At 71.8% G+C, this 17,799-nt stretch carries 16 protein-coding genes; 7 read left to right on the top strand and 9 right to left on the bottom strand.

What is annotated here, in order from left to right; translation table 11 throughout:
• Positions 1-24: 24 nt before the first annotated feature.
• Together DKL51_RS34015 and hflX are read right to left on the bottom strand one after the other, a co-directional pair.
• Entirely contained in the window at positions 25-1,593 is a 1,569-nt protein-coding gene (locus tag DKL51_RS34015) for a hypothetical protein (RefSeq protein ID WP_124813286.1), read from the bottom strand.
• A 50-nt stretch (positions 1,594-1,643) separates the two neighbouring features.
• Positions 1,644-3,107, bottom strand: a complete 1,464-nt coding sequence (gene hflX, locus DKL51_RS34010; protein ID WP_124813284.1) for a GTPase HflX — start codon at positions 3,105-3,107, stop codon at positions 1,644-1,646.
• A 176-nt stretch (positions 3,108-3,283) separates the two neighbouring features.
• On the opposite strand from hflX, the gene DKL51_RS34005 reads away from it, so the two are divergent.
• The gene (locus tag DKL51_RS34005) at positions 3,284-4,756 is read left to right on the top strand and encodes an NAD-dependent malic enzyme (RefSeq protein WP_109947508.1); all 1,473 of its coding nucleotides are present in this window, start codon (positions 3,284-3,286) and stop codon (positions 4,754-4,756) included.
• Between the two features lie 212 nt (positions 4,757-4,968).
• On the opposite strand, the gene dapF is transcribed toward DKL51_RS34005, so the two are convergent.
• From dapF to DKL51_RS33990, 3 genes are read right to left on the bottom strand one after another with little or no spacing between them, the layout of a single operon-like run.
• Positions 4,969-5,814 (bottom strand): diaminopimelate epimerase, encoded by an 846-nt coding sequence (gene dapF / locus DKL51_RS34000; RefSeq protein WP_124813282.1) that lies wholly within the window; start codon positions 5,812-5,814, stop codon positions 4,969-4,971.
• 7 nt (positions 5,815-5,821) lie between these two features.
• Positions 5,822-6,733, bottom strand: coding sequence for a tRNA (adenosine(37)-N6)-dimethylallyltransferase MiaA (miaA, locus tag DKL51_RS33995; RefSeq protein ID WP_124813280.1), 912 nt, complete (start codon positions 6,731-6,733; stop codon positions 5,822-5,824).
• Complete coding sequence (locus tag DKL51_RS33990) at positions 6,730-7,500, bottom strand: class III extradiol dioxygenase subunit B-like domain-containing protein (protein WP_185735010.1); 771 nt, start codon at positions 7,498-7,500, stop codon at positions 6,730-6,732. The genes miaA and DKL51_RS33990 overlap by 4 nt, the downstream gene beginning before the upstream one ends.
• A gap of 150 nt (positions 7,501-7,650) precedes the next feature.
• Here DKL51_RS33990 and DKL51_RS33985 point away from each other — a divergent pair, with 150 nt between their 5' ends.
• Positions 7,651-8,859, top strand: a complete 1,209-nt coding sequence (locus DKL51_RS33985; protein WP_124813276.1) for a DUF349 domain-containing protein — start codon at positions 7,651-7,653, stop codon at positions 8,857-8,859.
• A gap of 218 nt (positions 8,860-9,077) precedes the next feature.
• Here DKL51_RS33985 and miaB read toward each other — a convergent pair whose 3' ends face one another.
• The gene (gene miaB, locus DKL51_RS33980) at positions 9,078-10,610 is read right to left on the bottom strand and encodes a tRNA (N6-isopentenyl adenosine(37)-C2)-methylthiotransferase MiaB (protein ID WP_109947504.1); all 1,533 of its coding nucleotides are present in this window, start codon (positions 10,608-10,610) and stop codon (positions 9,078-9,080) included.
• 52 nt (positions 10,611-10,662) lie between these two features.
• On the opposite strand from miaB, the gene DKL51_RS33975 reads away from it, so the two are divergent.
• The gene (locus DKL51_RS33975; protein ID WP_109947503.1) at positions 10,663-10,881 is read left to right on the top strand and encodes a DUF2277 family protein; all 219 of its coding nucleotides are present in this window, start codon (positions 10,663-10,665) and stop codon (positions 10,879-10,881) included.
• An 87-nt stretch (positions 10,882-10,968) separates the two neighbouring features.
• On the opposite strand, the gene DKL51_RS33970 is transcribed toward DKL51_RS33975, so the two are convergent.
• The gene (locus tag DKL51_RS33970; RefSeq protein ID WP_109947502.1) at positions 10,969-11,448 is read right to left on the bottom strand and encodes a hypothetical protein; all 480 of its coding nucleotides are present in this window, start codon (positions 11,446-11,448) and stop codon (positions 10,969-10,971) included.
• Between the two features lie 202 nt (positions 11,449-11,650).
• Positions 11,651-12,640, bottom strand: coding sequence for a selenide, water dikinase SelD (selD, locus tag DKL51_RS33965; protein WP_109947501.1), 990 nt, complete (start codon positions 12,638-12,640; stop codon positions 11,651-11,653).
• Positions 12,641-12,838: 198 nt separating this feature from the next.
• Here selD and DKL51_RS33960 point away from each other — a divergent pair, with 198 nt between their 5' ends.
• From DKL51_RS33960 to DKL51_RS33945, 4 genes are all read left to right on the top strand, one after another.
• Positions 12,839-13,594, top strand: a complete 756-nt coding sequence (locus DKL51_RS33960; protein ID WP_109947500.1) for an amino acid ABC transporter ATP-binding protein — start codon at positions 12,839-12,841, stop codon at positions 13,592-13,594.
• A 58-nt stretch (positions 13,595-13,652) separates the two neighbouring features.
• The gene (locus tag DKL51_RS33955) at positions 13,653-14,585 is read left to right on the top strand and encodes a glutamate ABC transporter substrate-binding protein (RefSeq protein ID WP_109947499.1); all 933 of its coding nucleotides are present in this window, start codon (positions 13,653-13,655) and stop codon (positions 14,583-14,585) included.
• A gap of 80 nt (positions 14,586-14,665) precedes the next feature.
• Positions 14,666-15,322, top strand: coding sequence for an amino acid ABC transporter permease (locus tag DKL51_RS33950; protein WP_109947498.1), 657 nt, complete (start codon positions 14,666-14,668; stop codon positions 15,320-15,322).
• The gene (locus DKL51_RS33945; protein WP_109947519.1) at positions 15,319-16,185 is read left to right on the top strand and encodes an amino acid ABC transporter permease; all 867 of its coding nucleotides are present in this window, start codon (positions 15,319-15,321) and stop codon (positions 16,183-16,185) included. Before DKL51_RS33950 ends, DKL51_RS33945 begins: the two co-directional genes overlap by 4 nt.
• A gap of 65 nt (positions 16,186-16,250) precedes the next feature.
• Here DKL51_RS33945 and rny read toward each other — a convergent pair.
• A partial coding sequence (gene rny, locus DKL51_RS33940) for a ribonuclease Y (protein WP_124813274.1) occupies positions 16,251-17,799 on the bottom strand: 1,549 nt, incomplete at its 5' end.

The raw sequence follows: 17,799 nt of genomic DNA, 5'->3' as shown, positions 1-17,799 counted from the left end.
CAGGGCGGTCACCCGGTTTCGCGCTCAGTAGCGGTCGCCCCGGTACTCGCGGCCGCCGGGCACCTGCCCGTACTGGCTGCGGCCGTCGTCGTAGCCGCCGTGGCGGCCGCCCCGCGGCTCGCGGTAGTCCCGATCGGGTCGAGGCGGTTCGGTGCGTCCGCCGCCGTAGCCGCCGCCCTGGGATCCACCTCCGTAGACGCCGCCGCCCTGCGGGCGGCCGCCGCCTCCGCCGTAGACCCCACCCTGCGGACGGCCACCACCACCGCCGTATACGCCGCCGGAGCCACCGGCCCGGCCGGGCGTACCGTTCGCCGGGCCGCCGCCGTACACGCCGCCCTGCGGTGCGCCACCGCCGTAGACACCGTCCCGCGGCCCACCCGGCGGCAGATTGCCCTCCACCGGGCCGGCGCGGCGGTCGTCGTAGCCGTTGACCGGGAAGTCGTCGTCCCGGTCGGGCCCGTCGGACCGTTCGGTGGGCGCCGGCTTACGCCGGGCCCGGAGGATGCCGAAGATGCCCGCGCCGACCAGCAGCGCGCCGATCACGCCGACGGCAGCGATCAGGTAGGTGATCTCGTCCAGGGTCAGCCCCTCGACCCAGGACTTCTCGGCGCGCGGCTTCGCCACCTCACCAGCGGCCGGCAGCGCCTCGATCCCCTTGGTCGACGGGACGTAGCCGAGGATTTCGATCGGCTCGTCCGGGGCCATCTGACCGCCGTCGGAAACCGTCACGAACGACTTCCCGTCGGGTGTGTAGGAGATGGCCTCACCGAACGGGTCGGACAGCGGGGTGATCCGGGGCTTGCCGGTGGTCAGCGCGCCGACGATGTTCCCGCCGGTCGCGTCGTACTCGAAGGCGTCCGCGTAGGTCCGGACGACCACCTTGCTGCCGTCGGGCGAGCGGGCGGCACCGGTGATCGTCACCCGGCCGACCGCGCCCAGCTTGTTGTCGGTGGTGGTCTTCGGCAGCGAAATCTCGCCGACCTTCTTCATCGGCACCGCGTCGGTGTCGCCCGTCTTCATCGGCGCCGCCGGGGTGAAGATCTCGGACTTGCCGGTGGGCACCTTCGTGATGATCAGCGGCATGCCGTCGTCACCCATCAGGAGCGCCTCGGCGTCGTGCGGCTCCTTCTGCGGGTACGCGAGGCGGTGCAGCAGCGGCTTCTTCAACCCGCTGACCGGCATGCTCCAGACCGCGACCCGCTCCCGGTGCGTACTGCTGGTGAGGTTGTCCCCGGTGTCGGCGATCCAGAGCGTCTTGCCGTCCCGCGAGAGCGCCAGGTCCTCCGTGTCGAACGGCCCCGCCCCGGAGTAGCTCACCGGCTCCTTCGAGATCTCGCACTTGGTGTCGAGGTAGAAGACCTTCTTGCGGCTCTCCGACTCGCTACTGTCGTTGATCACGATGTAGCCGGTCTTCGTCGCCACCAGGCCGGAGAGCTCGCGAAGTCGCTCGTCCTCGACCGTGCACTTCTTCTTGCCGGGGGCCGCGGCCGACACGGGGGCCGCGGCAGGGGCCGCCAGGGCGAGCCCGGCAGGCGCCACGGTTGCGCCGAGCAGGCCGAGGGCAACCGTGACCGAGGAGACAGCGTGCCGCATGGGGCCAAGTGTCGCATGCCCGGTTACCCGGGCGGGTGACGCCGGACGCCTCACCGGCCGGCGCCCACCCGCTCCTCCTCGACGAGCCGGTCCCCGGCGCGGTACGGCGCCAGTTCGACGGCGAGCGCCTCGCCCACCCGGACGTGCAGCAGAGTCCCCTCCGGCAGGTGGGAGGTGCTCAGCACCTCACCCTGCTGGTGCACCCGGGCCACCAGGTCACCCCGGTCGTACGGGAGCACGGCGTGGACCTCCACCGCCGGGCGGGGCAGCCGCTCCTCGATCGCCTCGCGCAGCCCGTCGAGCCCGCGCCCGGAGTAGGCCGAGACGAAGACCGCCTCCGGCCAGAGCCGCTTGAGCCGCAGCAGCGTCTCCTCGTCGGCCGCGTCGGTCTTGTTGACCACCAGCAGCTCGGGCAGCCGGTCGGCGCCCACCTCGGCGAGCACCTCACGGACCGCCCGCACCTGCTCCTCCGGGTCCGGGTGGGTGCCGTCGACGACGTGCACCACCAGGTCGGCGTCGCCGACCTCCTCGAGCGTCGAGCGGAACGCCTCGACGATCTGGTGCGGCAGGTGCCGGACGAAGCCGACCGTGTCGGAGAGGGTGTAGAGCCGGCCGTCGGAGGTGGTGGCCCTCCGGGTGGTCGGGTCCAGGGTGGCGAAGAGCGCATTCTCGACCAGCACACCCGCCCCGGTCAGGCGATTGAGCAGGCTGGACTTGCCGGCGTTGGTGTAGCCGGCGATCGCCACCGCGGGGACGGCGTTACGGGACCGGCGGGCGCGCTTGGTCTGGCGTACCGTCGTCATGCCCTTGATCTCGCGGCGCAGCCGCGCGATGCGGTGCCGGATCCGGCGCCGGTCGGTCTCGAGCTTGGTCTCACCGGGACCACGCAGACCCACGCCGCCGCCGGCGCCACCGCCGCGGCCGCTACCACCGGTCTGCCGGGAAAGGGTCTCACCCCAACCACGCAGGCGCGGCAGCAGGTATTGGAGCTGGGCCAGCTCGACCTGCGCCTTACCTTCCTTGCTCTTGGCGTGCTGGGCGAAGATGTCGAGGATCAGCGCCGTGCGGTCGACGACCTTGACCTTGGTGCGCTGCTCCAGGTTGCGCAGCTGGGACGGGGACAGCTCACCGTCGCAGATCACCGTGTCGGCGCCGGTGGAGAGGACCACCGAGCCGAGGTCGTCGACCTTGCCCCGGCCGATGTAGGTGGCCGGGTCGGGGCGGTTGCGCCGCTGGATCAGCCCCTCGAGCACCTGCGAGCCGGCCGTCTCGGCCAGCGCCGCCAGCTCGGTCAGGCTGTTTTCCGCGTCACTCTGCGTGCCCTCGGTCCAGACGCCGACGAGGACGACCCGCTCCAGCCGGAGCTGGCGGTACTCGACCTCGGTGATGTCGGTGAGCTCGGTGGAGAGGCCGGGGACCCGCCGCAGCGCCTGCCGCTCCGACAGCTCGTACTCGCCGGTGGTGGCGTCGAGCTCGTCGTCCTCGTAGGGAACGTAGGTCTCCTGGTCTCGCAAACTGACTCTCCTGTCCGTTTGGTCACGTGTCGAGCAATCCTGACATGTGTCAACGCCGGACGCACCTGCTATATGCCCGTGGCGAACGCCGCGAAAGGCAGGGCCGGATGCCGGACGGCCTCGGCATGCGGGTAGAAAGGCGAGGCGAGCTGCTCAGCCATGACGGAGGGATTTCCGTGGCCATCACCCGACTGCCCAGTGCCGGATTCTCGATCACGATCCGGATCGCGGTCACCGCGGACGCCTCCTCGATCGGCCGGCTGACCACCGCGGTCGGCGAGGCCGGGGCGATCGTCACCGCGCTGGACGTGGTCGACTCCGACCCCACCAGCGTGATCGTCGACCTGACCTGCGACACCGCCGACGCCGGCCACGCCGACCAGGTGGTCGACGCGCTGACCGCGCTGGACGGCGTGGACGTCCGCAAGGTCTCCGACCGGACGTTCCTGCTGCACCTCGGCGGCAAGATCGAGGTCAACTCGAAGGTCGCGCTGCGCAACCGCGACGAGCTGTCCCGCGCGTACACCCCGGGGGTGGCCCGGGTCTGCCAGGCCATCGCGGAGAACCCGGCGGACGCCCGACGGCTGACCATCAAGCGGAACACCGTCGCGGTGGTCAGTGACGGCTCGGCCGTGCTGGGCCTGGGCAACCTCGGGCCGGCCGCGTCGCTGCCGGTGATGGAGGGCAAGGCGGCGCTGTTCAAGCGCTTCGGCGGGGTGGACGCCTGGCCGGTGGTGCTGGACACCCAGGACACCGACGAGATCGTCGCGATCGTCAAGGCGATCGCGCCCGCGTACGGCGGGATCAACCTGGAGGACATCGCCGCGCCGCGCTGCTTCGAGATCGAGGCCCGGCTGCGCGAGCTGCTGGACATCCCGGTCTTCCACGACGACCAGCACGGCACCGCGATCTGCGTACTGGCCGCGCTGACCAACGCGCTGCGCGTGGTCGGCAAGGAGCTCGCCGACGTCCGGGTCGTGGTCTCCGGCGCCGGCGCGGCCGGCACCGCGATCATGAAGCTGCTGCTGCGCCAGGGCGTGGGCGACATCATCGCGTGCGACCGGCAGGGCGCCCTGCACCGCGGGCTGACCGGGCTGAACCCGGCCTGGCAGTGGCTGGCCGAGCACACCAACAAGGAGAACTACTCCGGGGACCTGCGCGGGGCGGTGCGGGGCGCGGACGTGTTCATCGGGGTGAGCGCGCCGAACCTGCTGATCGGGGACGACATCGCCAGCATGGCGAAGGACGCGATCGTCTTCGCGCTGGCCAACCCCGACCCGGAGGTCGACCCGCGGGAGGCGCGCAAGTACGCCGCCGTGGTGGCCACCGGTCGCTCGGACCAGCCGAACCAGATCAACAACGTGCTCGCCTTCCCCGGCGTCTTCCGCGGCATGCTCGACGCGCACGCCGAGGAGTTCACCGAGGAGATGGCGATCGCCGCGGCCCGGGCGATCGCGGACGTGGTCGGCGAGGACAAGATCAACCCCACGGTCATCGTGCCGAGCGTCTTCGACTCCCGGGTGGCTCCCGCGGTCGCCGCCGCCGTCCGCGCCGCCGCGCAGAACCCGGCGACCACCCCGCCGCCGGCCGCCGACCCGGGACCGGCCGACCTCCCGGAAATCGCCGCGAACGCCTCCGCCACCCCCTGATCGGCCCTGGCGTGCCTTCCCACCTGCGAACCTCAAGGCCTCCGGGTGCGTCTGTAGTCGCTCCAGCAACAACAACCGCACCCAACCCCCTTGCTCCCTCGCCCTCGCCCGGTGATCAAGAGGTATGCGTCGCCCTGGGTGAAAACCTGACCCAAGCTTATTGATCAACTCCCCAATTGGGCGAAGCTGGGCGGGGTGAGCGAGGGTGAGCGTCAGGGCTGGAGGGCGGTGGGGGCGATCTCGCCGGTGGCGACCAGGACGGCGGGGCCGGCGAGCCAGCACGAGTCGTCGGTGACGGTGACCGTGAGGCGCCCCCCGGGTACGTCGACCGTCACGGTGCCTGTGTCCTGGCCGGCGTCGCGCAGCACCACCGCGCCGACCGCACAGGCACCGGTGCCGCAGGCGAGCGTCTCGGCGGAGCCACGCTCGTAGACCCGCATGAGGACGTGCCCGTCGGTGCCGTCCACCGGCTCGGCCGGCGTGGTGAACTCGACGTTCACCCCGGCCGGGAAGACCGTCGGGTCGACGTCGGGTGCCCGGGTGAGATCGAGGGCAGCCAGGTCCAGCCCGGCCGGCAGAGAACAGACCAGGTGCGGGTTGCCGACGTCCACCGCGGTGCCGGCCAGGGTCAGCCCGCCCAGGGCGGCGCTGGCCGTGTCGTACATCCGGGGGCGGCGCATCTCGACGGCGATGGTCTCCCCCTGGACCACCGCCCGCACGACACCGGCCCGGGTCGCCACCGGCAGCGTCTCCCCCGCCGGGTCGGCCAGCCCGGCCGCCACCAGGTAGCGGACGAACACCCGGGCGCCGTTGCCGCACATCTCGGCGTACGAGCCGTCGGCGTTCCAGTAGTCCATGAACCATTCGGCCTCGCCGGCCAACGCGGCGCCCTCCGGGTGCTTGGCCGCCCGCACCACCCGCACCACGCCGTCCCCGCCGATCCCCCGACGCCGGTCGCAGAGCGCGGCGACCAGCCCGGGCGTCAGCTCCAGCGCGCCGTCCGGGTCGGGCAGGATCACGAAGTCGTTGCCGGCGCCGTGGCCCTTGGTGAACTCCACGCCCCCATCATTCCCGATGATCGGCGACCACCCGCAACGCAGTCTCGAGAAGCTCCGGCGCCGCCGAGTCCAGCCAGTGGATCCGCGGGTCGCGGCGGAACCAGGAGCGCTGCCGGCGGACGAAGCGCCGGGTGGCCCGGATGGTCTCGTCGTGCGCTTGGACCTCGGTCAGCTCCCCCGCGAGGAAGCGCAGCACCTGCTGGTAGCCGAGCGCCCGGCTGGCCGTACGCCCCTCGGGCAGGCCGCGCCCGACCAGCGTCTGCGTCTCGGCGACCAGGCCGTCGGCCCACATCCGGTCCACCCGCAGCGCGATCCGCTCGTCCAGCAGCGCCGTGTCCAGGTCGACGCCGAGTTGCACCGACGGGTAGTACGGCGTCGGCTCCGGCAGCGAGGCGGTGAACGGCGCCCCGGTCAGCTCGATGACCTCCAGGGCCCGGACGATCCGCCGGCCGTTGCCGGGAAGGATGTCCGCCGCCGCCACCGGGTCGGCCTCCTGCAGCCGGGCGTACAGCGACGCGGGGCCGACGGCCGCCAGCTCGGCCTCCAGCCGCTCCCGCACCGCCGGGTCGGTGCCGGGGAACTCGAACTGCTCCAGCACCGCCCGCACGTACAGCCCGGAGCCGCCGACCAGCAGCGGCACCTTGCCGCGAGCCAGGATGTCGTCGACCGCCGCCCGGGCCAGCCGCTGGTACTCGGCGACGCTGGCCGGCTCGGTCACCTCCCAGATGTCCAGCAGGTGATGCGGTACGCCCTCCCGCTCCGCCGGGGTGAGCTTGGCGGTGCCGATGTCCATCCCCCGGTACAGCTGCATCGAGTCCGCGTTGACCACCTCGCCGTCGAGGGCGTGCGCCAGGGCGATGCTCAGCGCCGACTTGCCGGCCGCGGTCGGCCCGACCACGGCCACGACGGTGCCCGTCATGCCGGTTCCCAGTTCGCCACGAAGTAGGAAACGCCGTAGGGGGCCTGGTAGTAGTCCAGCTCGCCGCGCCACTCGCCGCCCGCCGCCCGCGCCGCGCCGGCCAGCACCTGCCAGGGCGCGCGCCCGGCGACCTTCAGCTCCGCCGACAACCCCGGGTCCAGGCCGAGCAGGGCGTCCGGGTCCGCGTCGGCCAGGGCCCGGGCCACCTCGTCGTCGTACGCCTGCGCGCGCGGGTCGTCGTAGCCGGGCGCCTTCGTACCGCGGCACGCCGAGCCGTCCCCCAACACCAGCAGCGCGGTACGCCGCTCGGCCTCAGTGACGAGGCTCGCCCCCAGCTCGGCGCAGCCCTGCGGCGACGCGTCCGCGGCGACGGAGTGCGCCCGCCGGGGCAGCTCGGTCGCCGAGCGTCCGACCAGCCAGGCGCCGATGGTCAGACTGAGCGGCAGGAGTTCGGCCCCGGAGCACATGCGCTTCCACAGGTAGACGGGCCGGCGCAGCCCGTATCCGTGCAGCGAGCCGTAGTCGGCGGGGCCGAACCAGTCGGTCTCCGGCCCGTCACCCACCAGCAGGATCTCGTCCGGCCCGGCGGCAAGCAACTGACCGACCGCGGCGTCGCAGGCGGTCCGGAGGTCGTCCAGCTCGGGCGCGGCGGCGCCGGCCAGCTCGGGCACGATCAGCGGCGGGTGGGGGCAGACGGCGGCGGCGACCAGAGGCACGCGTTCACGGTAGCCGGACGCGCCGGTGCGTCCCCGTGCCGATCCGGTCATTCGAGCGCTACGACACCGTATGGTCACGGTCGACGACAGGCGCTCGACACGCACCGGGTCGGACCTGTGACAATGCCGGGAGTACTTTGCTGCGCCGTGGCGGCGATCGTGGGGGCTGTCCCTCGACGCCGGGAGAACGAGGATGGGCACATGAGCGACTGGACTGCCTTCGGACGGGTGGACGCGGACGGCACCGTGTACGTCAAGACCGCCGAGGGCGAGCGGGTGGTCGGATCCTGGCAGGCGGGGGCCCCGGAGGAGGGGCTGGCCCACTTCGCCCGGCGCTTCGCCGACCTGGTGACGGAGGTGGACCTGACCGAGGCCCGACTCAACTCGGGCGCGGCGGATGCCGGCCACTCGCTGGCCACGATCCGCCGGATCCGCGCCTCGCTGGCCGAGGCGCACGTCGTCGGGGACATCGACGCGCTGGCCGCCCGGCTCGACAAGCTGGCCGAGGTCGCGGAGGGGAAGGCCGGCGAGGCCAAGGCCGCCCGGGACGCCGCCCGGGGCGAGGCCCTCGCCCGCAAGACGGCCCTGGTGGAGGAGGCGGAGAAGCTCGCCGCCGAGTCCACCGGCTGGAAGACCGCCGGGGACCGGCTCAAGGAGATCCTCGACGAGTGGAAGACCATCCGCGGGGTCGACAAGAAGACCGACGGTGAGCTGTGGAAGCGGTTCGCCGCCGCCCGGGACGGCTTCACCCGGCGCCGGGGCGCCCACTTCGCCTCCCTCGACCAGCAGCGCAAGCAGGCGCAGGGGGTCAAGGAGCAGCTGGTCGCCGAGGCCGAGAAGCTGAAGGACTCCACCGACTGGGCGGTCACCGCCAACCAGCTCAAAGACCTGATGTCCCAGTGGAAGGCCGCGCCGCGGGCCTCCAAGGAGGCCGAGCAGAAGCTCTGGGAGAGGTTCCGGGCGGCGCAGGACGAGTTCTTCACCCGCCGCAGCGAGGTCTTCTCGGCGCGGGACAACGAGCAGCGCGCCAACCTGGAGCGCAAGCAGGCCCTGCTGACCGAGGCGGAGGCCCTCGACATCGAGGGTGACCCGAAGGGCGCCCAGGCGAAGCTGCGGGAGATCCAGGCGCAGTGGCACGAGGCCGGCCGGGTGCCGCGCGAGGCGGCCGCCGGCCTGGAGCGGCGACTGCGCGCGATCGACGACAAGGTCCGCGAGGTCATGGACTCGGCCTGGCGGCGTACCGCGCCGCAGGACAACCCGTTGCTGGCGCAGATGCGGGCGCAGGTGGCCGAGGCCGAGGATCGGCTGGCCCGGGCGCAGGCCGCCGGGGACGCCCGCCGGATCAAGGAGGCCGAGCAGGCGCTCGCCTCCAAGCGTCAGTTCCTCCAGCTCGCCGAGCAGGCCAGCTGAGCTGATCCACTCCGGAGCCCCCGGGTCCCCCTCGGGACCGGGGGCTCCGGCCTGTCCGGGGTCAAACCCTCCGGCAAGATCGCGCTCGATCCTGGAAGCAGTGGCATCCCCCCGCTCGCGAGGCCACTACATCCAGGAAACAGCGCGATCCCGGTGGCGGGCCCGGGACGCGCGACGGCCGGGACCTCCACGGGGAGGTCCCGGCCGTCGGTGGTCGGTCAGTGCGCGGCGCAGCCGGTGGTCGGCTCCGGCGTCGCGGCCGGCGCGCCGATCGTGGGCAGCCCGAGCAGCACCCCGGGCGTACGCGGGGAACGACCCGCCTCGGCGGCGTCGCCGGCCCGGGTACGCCGGTGCGACAGCGGCTCGCCGTCGGCGTTGAGGTGGTGCGGGGCGGCGTACGTCACCGTGGTGTGCACGATGTCGCCGGGGCGGATCTGCCCGGCGAGGGAACCCGCGTCGAAGTGGACCAGCCGGCCGTCCCGGGCGCGGCCGGACATCCGGCCGGTCCGCTCGTCCTTGCGCCCCTCACCGACGGCGACCAGCACCTCGACGGTCTCCCCAACGAGCTTCCTGTTCTCCGCCCAGGTGATCTCCTCCACCGTGGCGATCAGCCGCTCGTACCGCTCCTGCACGACCTGCTTCGGAAGCTGGCCGTCCATGGTCGCGGCGGGGGTGCCGGGACGCTTGGAGTACTGGAAGGTGAACGCCGAGGAGAACCGCGCCTCCCGGACCACGTCGAGGGTCCGCTCGAAGTCGGCGTCGGTCTCGCCGGGAAAGCCGACGATGATGTCGGTGGTGATCGCCGCGTCCGGCATCGCCGCCCGGACCTTCTCGATGATCCCCAGGTAGCGCTCCGACCGGTACGACCGGCGCATCGCGCGCAGCACGTCGTCCGAGCCGGACTGCAACGGCATGTGCAGCGAGTGGCAGACGTTGGGCGTCTCCGCCATCGCGGCGATCACGTCGTCGGTGAAGTCCTTCGGGTGCGGGCTGGTGAACCGGACCCGCTCCAGGCCCTCGATGTCGCCGCAGGCGCGCAGCAGCTCGGCGAAAGCCGACCGGCCACCACTGCGCTTCCAGTTCGGCTCGCCAGCGTCGCCGAACGCGACACCGTAGGAGTTGACGTTCTGCCCGAGCAGGGTCACCTCCAGCACGCCCTCGTCGACCAGGGCGCGCACCTCGGAGAGGATGTCGCCGGGGCGGCGGTCCTTCTCCTTGCCGCGCAGGGAGGGCACGATGCAGAACGTGCAGGTGTTGTTACAGCCGACGGAGATCGACACCCAGCCGGCGTACGTCGACTCGCGCCGGGTGGGCAGCGTGGAGGGAAAGACGTCGAGGGATTCGAGGATCTCCACCTCGGCGGCGGTGTTGTGCCGGGCCCGTTCCAGCAGCACCGGCAGCGAGCCGATGTTGTGCGTGCCGAAGACCACGTCCACCCAGGGGGCCCTGCGGACGATCTCGCCGCGGTCCTTCTGCGCCAGGCAGCCGCCGACCGCGATCTGCATCCCGGGGTGCTTGTCCTTCACGGGGCGCAGATGACCCAGGTTGCCGTAGAGCCGGTTGTCGGCGTTCTCCCGGACGGCGCAGGTGTTGAACACCACCACGTCCGGGTTGTCGTCGGCCTCGGCGGCACGCACGTAGCCGGCCTGTTCCAGCAGGCCCGAGATGCGCTCGGAGTCGTGCACGTTCATCTGGCAGCCGTAGGTGCGCACCTGGTAGGTGCGCGGGCTGCTCGCGGCTGCGGTAGTCATGACCGGGACAGCGTATCCGGGCGGACCCGATGGAATCGAACGAGGAGGAGCCGTGTGCCGAAGTATCAAGACCCTGCGTGAGCCGTACGTCCCGGTGGTCACCGAGGGGGACATCCGGGCGGCGGCGCTGCAGTACGTCCGGAAGATCTCCGGCTTCCGGGCGCCCGCCGCGCACAACGCGGCCGCGTTCGAGGCGGCGGTGGACGCCGTCGCCGCGGCCACCGCGACCCTGCTGGACCAGTTGGAGGTCCGCGGCGCCCGGCGATCGTGATCGTCTCCGGTCCAGCGGGCAGCCAGGTTGCGCCGCATCCGAGGTCGATCTCGCCCGGACGCCGAGCAGGGTCCGGGCGCGGGGCGATCAGGCGGCGGCGCGCGCCGGGGCGACCGAGTCGGGGGCCCACCGGGAGCGGTGGCACTGCGACCAGCCCCGGCAGCCGGGGTGGGCGGCGGTGCAGAGCCGCTGGTCGCTGAGCACCTCACCGTCGTCGGTCTCGGTGACGTCGAAGTGCACCGGTCGGATGGTGCCGTCCGGGGCGACCAGCAGGTGCCGGGTCGCGTCGAGGGTGTCGTCGCGCATCAGGCAGTTGCGGTTCAGCAGCCGGGCCAGCGCCGCGATGCTCGGCAGCTCCGGCAGCCGCTCGGGCACCCCGTAGCAGTCGACCATCGTGCCGAAGGCGCCCGGCGCCTCCCACACGTCGCAGACCACCGCGTACGTGGGCAGCCGGGCCGGGTCGGCGACGGCGAGGGGCATCACCACCCGACCGAGCGCCTCGGCCAACGCCGGGTAGACCTTCGTGGGGGCCACCCCGTCGATTCTCCAGTTCCACAGCTCGGTCATGCCGTCTCCTCGCTGTGCTCGTCCCACCGGCCTCCGGATCGGGCCTTACTGACGATGGTGGGGTGCATATGACCGCAGCCGGGGGCAAGTTACCGGTCTGTGACCATTCCGGGCAAAAATTCCTCGGGCCCCATTGCTCCGAGTAGCGGGAAGATGACAGTTTATCGGGTATGGTGCCCCGCCCGGGAGAACATCGGCAGGGTCAGCGGACCCGGATCAGGTGCTCGCTCGGCGGCAGCAACTCGCCGATCACCGTGCCGCCCGGCACCTCACCAGCGACCAGCAGCCCGCCGGAGGTCTGCGCGTCGGCCAGCAGCAGCCGCTCCCCCTCGTCGACGCCGCCGAAGTCGGTCCACGGGGTCACCCAGTCCAGGTTGCGGCGGGTGCCGCCGCTGACGTACCCGTCCCGCAGCGCCGCCCGGGCTCCCGGCAGGTACGGCACCTGGGCCGCGTCGATGGCGACCGTGAGCCGGCTGGCCCGGGCCAGCTTGGAGGCGTGCCCGAGCAGCCCGAACCCGGTGACGTCGGTGCCGCAGCGGATGCCGGCGGCGACCGCCGCGCGGGCCGCGTCCCGGTTCAGCCGGGTCATCGAGGCGACCGCCTCCGGAAAGCTCTCGCCGGTGGCCTTGTGCCGGGTGTTCAGCACCCCGACGCCGAGCGGCTTGGTCAGCGACAGCGGCAGGCCGACCCGGCCGGCGTCCAGGGTGATCAGCTCCTCCGGGCGGACCACACCTGTGACGGCGAGGCCGTACTTCGGGCCGTCGTCGTCGACGCTGTGCCCGCCGGCGAGGTGGCAGCCCGCCTCCCGGGCCACGTCCTGGCCGCCGCGCAGCACCTCGCGGGCCAGTTCCAGCGGCAGCACGTCCCGCGGCCAGCAGAGCAGGTTGAGCGCGACCAGCGGGGTGCCGCCCATGGCGTACACGTCGGAGAGCGCGTTGGCCGCGGCGATCCGGCCCCAGTCGTAGGCGTCGTCGACGACCGGGGTGAAGAAGTCGGCGGTGCTGACCAGGCCGGTCCGCTCGTCCAGCCGGACCACCGCGGCGTCGTCGCCATGGTCCAGGCCGACCAGCAGGTCGGCGGTGCCGCTGGCCGGGCCCAGCCCAGCGACCATCGCCTCCAGCTCGCCCGGCGGGATCTTGCAGGCGCAGCCGCCGCCACGGGCGTAATCGGTCAACCGGAGCACGTCGGTCATCCCCACATGATCTCGGCGCGCCGCGAGCCGCGCCACTCGGACGGACCGGTACGTGACGAAATTCAGCCTCGGCGGCACTGGGAGGACCGGTGTTACCTCTCCGTGACCATCTGACTTGCGTTCCGCCACGTCACCCCGCCTACAGTTGCCGAACCGGGGGTCGATCGACCCCGCTTCTGGGACCGACGACAGGGGACGGTGGACGACGTGACGACGGGCGAACCGCTCATCGTGCTGGACGAGGTCAACAAGCACTTCGGTCCGCTGCACGTGCTGAACGACGTGTCGCTCTCGGTCGGCAGGGGCGAGGTCGTCGTCGTCATCGGCCCGTCGGGCTCCGGAAAGTCCACGCTCTGCCGGGCGATCAACCGGCTGGAGCCGATCGACTCGGGCACCATCACCTTCGACGGCATCCCGCTGCCCGCCGAGGGCAAGGCGCTGGCGAAGCTGCGCAGCGAGGTCGGCATGGTCTTCCAGTCGTTCAACCTGTTCGCCCACAAGACCATCCTGGAGAACGTCACCCTCGGCCCGATCAGGGTCCGCAAGGAGAAGCCGGCCGCCGCCCGCGAACGCGGCCTGGCCCTGCTCGACCGGGTCGGCATCGCCAACCAGGCCGACAAGTACCCGGCGCAGCTCTCCGGCGGCCAGCAGCAGCGGGCGGCGATCGCCCGCGCGCTGGCCATGCAGCCCAAGGCGATGCTCTTCGACGAGCCGACCAGCGCACTGGACCCGGAGATGGTCGGCGAGGTGCTGGACGTGATGACCTCGCTGGCCCGCGAGGGCATGACCATGGTCGTGGTCACCCACGAGATGGGCTTCGCCCGGCACGCGGCGAACCGGGTGATCTTCATGGCCGACGGCAAGCTGGTCGAGGACGCCCCGCCGACTGAGTTCTTCGCCCACCCGCGCAGCGAGCGGGCCAAGGACTTCCTCTCCAAGATCCTCACGCACTGAGCGTCCGTACCTGGAGCGCGCCGTCCCCCGGCGGGCTTTGTCGACAAAGGAGATGAGTATGCGTTACAAGCGCGTCGCGGCGGTCGCCATGATGGCGTCCCTCGCCCTTTCGGCCGCCGCCTGTGGCAAGGAGGGGAACCCCACCCCGAGCGGTGGCAACGCCTCCGGCGGCGCCCAGTCCGACCAGTGCACGACCTCCGGCGTCACCTTCACCCCGAAGACCGACGTCAACGTCGCCGGCAGCCCGACCTTCCAGAAGATCAAGAGCGCCGGCAAGGTCACCATCGGCGTCAAGTTCGACCAGCCGAACCTCGGCTACAAGGACGCCCAGGGCAAGCGCTGCGGCTTCGACGTGGAGATGGCCCAGTACATCGCCGGCACCCTGGGTGTGGACCCGGCGAAGATCGAGTACAAGGAGATCGCCTCCGCCAACCGGGAGACCGCGATCAAGGGCGGCGAGATCGACTACTACGTCGGCACGTACTCGATCACCGACAAGCGCAAGAACGACGTCTCCTTCGCCGGCCCGTACTTCGTCGCCGGCCAGGACCTGCTGGTCCGCAAGGACGACAGCTCGATCACCGGCAAGGACAGCCTGAAGGGCAAGAAGGTCTGCTCGGCCACCGGTTCGACCCCGATCCAGCGGGTCCGGGACGAGAACCTGACCGAGCCGAACAACATCGTCGAGTTCAAGACCTACTCCGAGTGCGTCTCGCAGCTGCTCGACAAGAAGGTCGACGCGGTGACCACCGACGACGCCATCCTCAAGGGCTACGCGGCGCAGAACCCGGACGAGCTGAAGGTCGTCGGCCAGCCGTTCAGCACCGAGAAGTACGGCATCGGTCTGCCGAAGGACGACAAGGCGCTGCGCGACTACGTCAACGACCAGATCGAGGCGGCGTTCAAGGACGGCACCTGGCAGAAGATCTACGACGGCACGCTGGGCAAGTCCGGCTCCTCGGCCACCCCGCCGCAGCTCGAGCGGTACTGAGCGACCGGCTCCGACACGTGACGCGGCGCCGGGCGGGGTCCGTCCCCGCCCGGCGTCCGCCCGAGGACTGAGAGCGAGGCATGGCCGAGTTCCTCCGCGTCCTGACGGACAACGCGGACCTGTTCCGCGAGGGCTTCTTCAACACCGTCAAGCTGTTCCTGATCGCCGGCGTCGGCAGCCTCGTTCTCGGCATGCTGCTCGGCGCGATGCGGGTCTCCCCCGTTCCCGCGCTACGCGCCTTCGGCGCCACGTACGTCAATGTGGTCCGCAACACGCCGCTGACGCTGGTCTTCGCGTTCCTGGTGTTCGCGGTGCCGAAGCTCGACGTCAACATCGACTACTTCCCGAGCGCCTGCATCGCGCTGACCCTCTACACCGCGGCCTTCGTCTGCGAGGTGGTCCGCTCGGGTGTCAACACCGTCGCCACCGGCCAGGCGGAGGCGGCCCGGGCCCTGGGCATGACCTTCGGTCAGGTGCTGACCCTGATCGTGCTGCCACAGGCGCTCCGGGCCATGGTGCCCCCGATGATGAGCGTCTTCATCGCGATGCTGAAGAACACCACCATCGCCGCCGGCTTCTCCGTGCTGGAGGCCGGCGCGATCCCGGCGTACATGTCCGAGCGGGGTGAGCCGCAGTTCGCGGTCCTGCTCTGGATCACCATCGGCTTCCTGATTCTGGTCCTGCCGCTGGTGGCCCTGCAGCGGTTCCTCGAGCGCAAGTGGGCGGTGGCGCGATGACGTCGGTTCTCTACGACCTTCCGGGTCCGAAGGCCCGGCGACGCAACCTGCTCCTCAGCGTCCTCGCGACCGCCGGCATCGTGGCCCTGATCGCCTTCATCGGCTACAAGTTCTCCGCGACCGGCCAGTTCGAGCCGCGCAAGTGGGAGCAGTTCCAGTACGCCTCGGTGCAGCGTGAGCTGCTCACCGGCCTCTGGGCGACGCTCAAGGCGGCCGGCATCGCGGCCGTGCTGGCGCTGCTGTTCGGCGCGGTCTTCGCCAGCGCCCGGCTGAGCGACAAGTGGATCCTGCGAGTCCCGGCCACCTTCGTGGTGGAGCTGTTCCGGGCTATCCCGCTGCTGATCCTGATCTTCTTCGGCTACTACGTGCCGCTGCAGTACGGGTGGTCGATCGACAAGCTCTGGGCGCTGGTCATCGGGCTGATGCTCTACAACGGCTCGGTCCTGGCGGAGATCTTCCGGGCCGGCATCAACGCGGTGCCGTACGGGCAGTCCGAGGGCGCGTACGCGATCGGCATGCGGAAGAACCAGGTGCTCCGGCTGATCCTGCTGCCGCAGGCCTTCCGCTCCATGCTGCCGGCCATCGTCAGCCAGCTCGTCGTGCTGCTCAAGGACACCGCGCTCGGCTTCATCATCACCTACCCCGAGCTGCTCTTCGTGGGTAAGCAGATCGGCGGCCGGCTGCCGTTCGGGCTGCCGTACGTGCCGGCGTACCTGATCGTCGCGGCGATCTACATCAGCATCTGCGGCCTGCTGTCGATCCTGGCCTGGTGGCTGCAGAAGCGGCTGAGCCGGCTGCCGCGCACCGCCGGCAAGGTGCTCCCGGCCCAGGACATCGGCCGGGACGCCTCGGCGCGGGTCTGATCGGAACCGGATGAACGACGGGCGGGTGGGAGATCCCACCCGCCCGTCGGCGTACCCGGCCCGGCTCAGCGGGCGATCTCGGTGACCCGGGACTCGCGGACCACGGTCACCCGGATCTGGCCGGGGTAGGTCAGCTCCTCCTCGATCTGCTTGGCCACGTCCCGGGCCAGCACCGCCGCGCCGATGTCGTCGACGTCCTCCGGCTTGACCATCACCCGGATCTCCCGGCCGGCCTGCATGGCGAAGACCTTCTCCACGCCGAGCTTGCCGGCCGCGATCTCCTCGATCCGCTCCAGCCGCTTGACGTACGCCTCCAGGCTCTCCCGCCGCGCCCCCGGCCGGCCGCCGGAGCAGGCGTCGGACGCCTGGGTGAGGACGGCCTCGATGGTCTGCGGCGGCACCTCGTTGTGGTGCGCCTCGATCGCGTGGACGACGTCCTCGCTCTCGCCGTACTTGCGGGCCAGGTCGGCGCCGATGATCGCGTGGCTCCCCTCCACCTCGTGGGTGAGCGCCTTGCCGATGTCGTGCAGGAACGCGCAGCGCTTGATCGTCGGCACGTCCAGCCGCAGCTCGGCGGCCATGATCCCGGCGATGTGCGCGGTCTCCACCAGATGCTTGAGCACGTTCTGCCCGTACGACGTGCGGTAGCGCAGCCGGCCCAGCAGGGTTACCAGCTCCGGGTGGATCTCGGTGATGCCCACCTCGACCAGGGCGTCCTCGGCGGCCCGGTGGCAGAGCTCCTCCACCTCGTGCCGGGCCTGGTCGTAGACCTCCTCGATCCGGTGCGGGTGGATCCGCCCGTCGAGGACCAGCTTCTCCAGGGTGAGCCGGCCGACCTCCCGGCGGACCGGGTCGAAGCAGGAGAGCAGCACCGCCTCGGGGGTGTCGTCGATGATCAGGTTGACCCCGGTGACCGACTCGAAGGCGCGGATGTTGCGCCCCTCCCGGCCGATGATCCGTCCCTTCATCTCGTCACCGGGCAGGTGCAGGACGCTCACCACGCTCTCCGCGGTCTGCTCGCTGGCGACCCGCTGGATCGCGTCGACCACGATGTGCCGGGCGCGCTGCTCGGCGGTGTTCCGGGCGTCGGACTCGATGTCCCGCACCAGCAGCGCGGCCTCCCGCTTGGCCTGGGCCTCGATCGCCTCGATCAGCTCGGCGCGGGCGGCGTCGGCGGTCAGCCCGGCCACCCGCTCCAGCTCCCGGCGGCGCTCCTCCTCCGCCTCGGCCAGTTCCCGCTCCCGCTGCGCCAGGGTGCTCTCGCGGGCGGCCAGGGCGGCGCTGGCGGCGGTGAGCTGCCGTTCCCGCTCGGCGAGGCGCTCCACCTCCTCGGTGTGCAGCCGCTCCCGCTCGTCCATCCGGGCGGCCCGTCGCTCCACCTCGGCGGCCTGCTCCCGGGTGGTCGCCGCCAGCACGGCGACTTCCCGCTCGCCGCTGCGCCGCGCGGCCGTCCGGAGTTGCTCGGCGTCGGCCTCGGCCTGTTTGTGCGCCCGCTCCAGGATGGTGTCGGCCTCCGCGCGAGCGTCGTCGAGGACGCGCCGGGCCTCGGCCCGGGCCGCCTTCGCCTCGGCCTTGGCGGCGGCCGCCTCGGTGCGGGCCGCGGCGGCCGCGGCC

This window comes from Micromonospora globispora (assembly GCF_003857015.1).
In the GTDB taxonomy this organism is placed as follows: Bacteria; Actinomycetota; Actinomycetes; order Mycobacteriales; family Micromonosporaceae; genus Micromonospora; species Micromonospora globispora.
The sequence above is the reverse complement of the archived record's forward strand: the minus strand, read 5'-3'. Positions and strand labels throughout refer to the sequence as shown.

Coding starts and splice junctions, on each gene's coding strand:
- DKL51_RS34015 (WP_124813286.1), bottom strand. CDS start 1,593: ATGCGGCACGCTGTCTCCTCGGTCACGGTTGCCCTCGGCCTGCTCGGC.
- miaA (WP_124813280.1), bottom strand. CDS start 6,733: ATGACGGGCACCGTCGTGGCCGTGGTCGGGCCGACCGCGGCCGGCAAG.
- DKL51_RS33990 (WP_185735010.1), bottom strand. CDS start 7,500: ATGACCGGATCGGCACGGGGACGCACCGGCGCGTCCGGCTACCGTGAA.
- DKL51_RS33985 (WP_124813276.1), top strand. CDS start 7,651: ATGAGCGACTGGACTGCCTTCGGACGGGTGGACGCGGACGGCACCGTG.
- miaB (WP_109947504.1), bottom strand. CDS start 10,610: ATGACTACCGCAGCCGCGAGCAGCCCGCGCACCTACCAGGTGCGCACC.
- DKL51_RS33970 (WP_109947502.1), bottom strand. CDS start 11,448: ATGACCGAGCTGTGGAACTGGAGAATCGACGGGGTGGCCCCCACGAAG.
- selD (WP_109947501.1), bottom strand. CDS start 12,640: ATGACCGACGTGCTCCGGTTGACCGATTACGCCCGTGGCGGCGGCTGC.
- DKL51_RS33955 (WP_109947499.1), top strand. CDS start 13,653: ATGCGTTACAAGCGCGTCGCGGCGGTCGCCATGATGGCGTCCCTCGCC.
- DKL51_RS33950 (WP_109947498.1), top strand. CDS start 14,666: ATGGCCGAGTTCCTCCGCGTCCTGACGGACAACGCGGACCTGTTCCGC.
- DKL51_RS33945 (WP_109947519.1), top strand. CDS start 15,319: ATGACGTCGGTTCTCTACGACCTTCCGGGTCCGAAGGCCCGGCGACGC.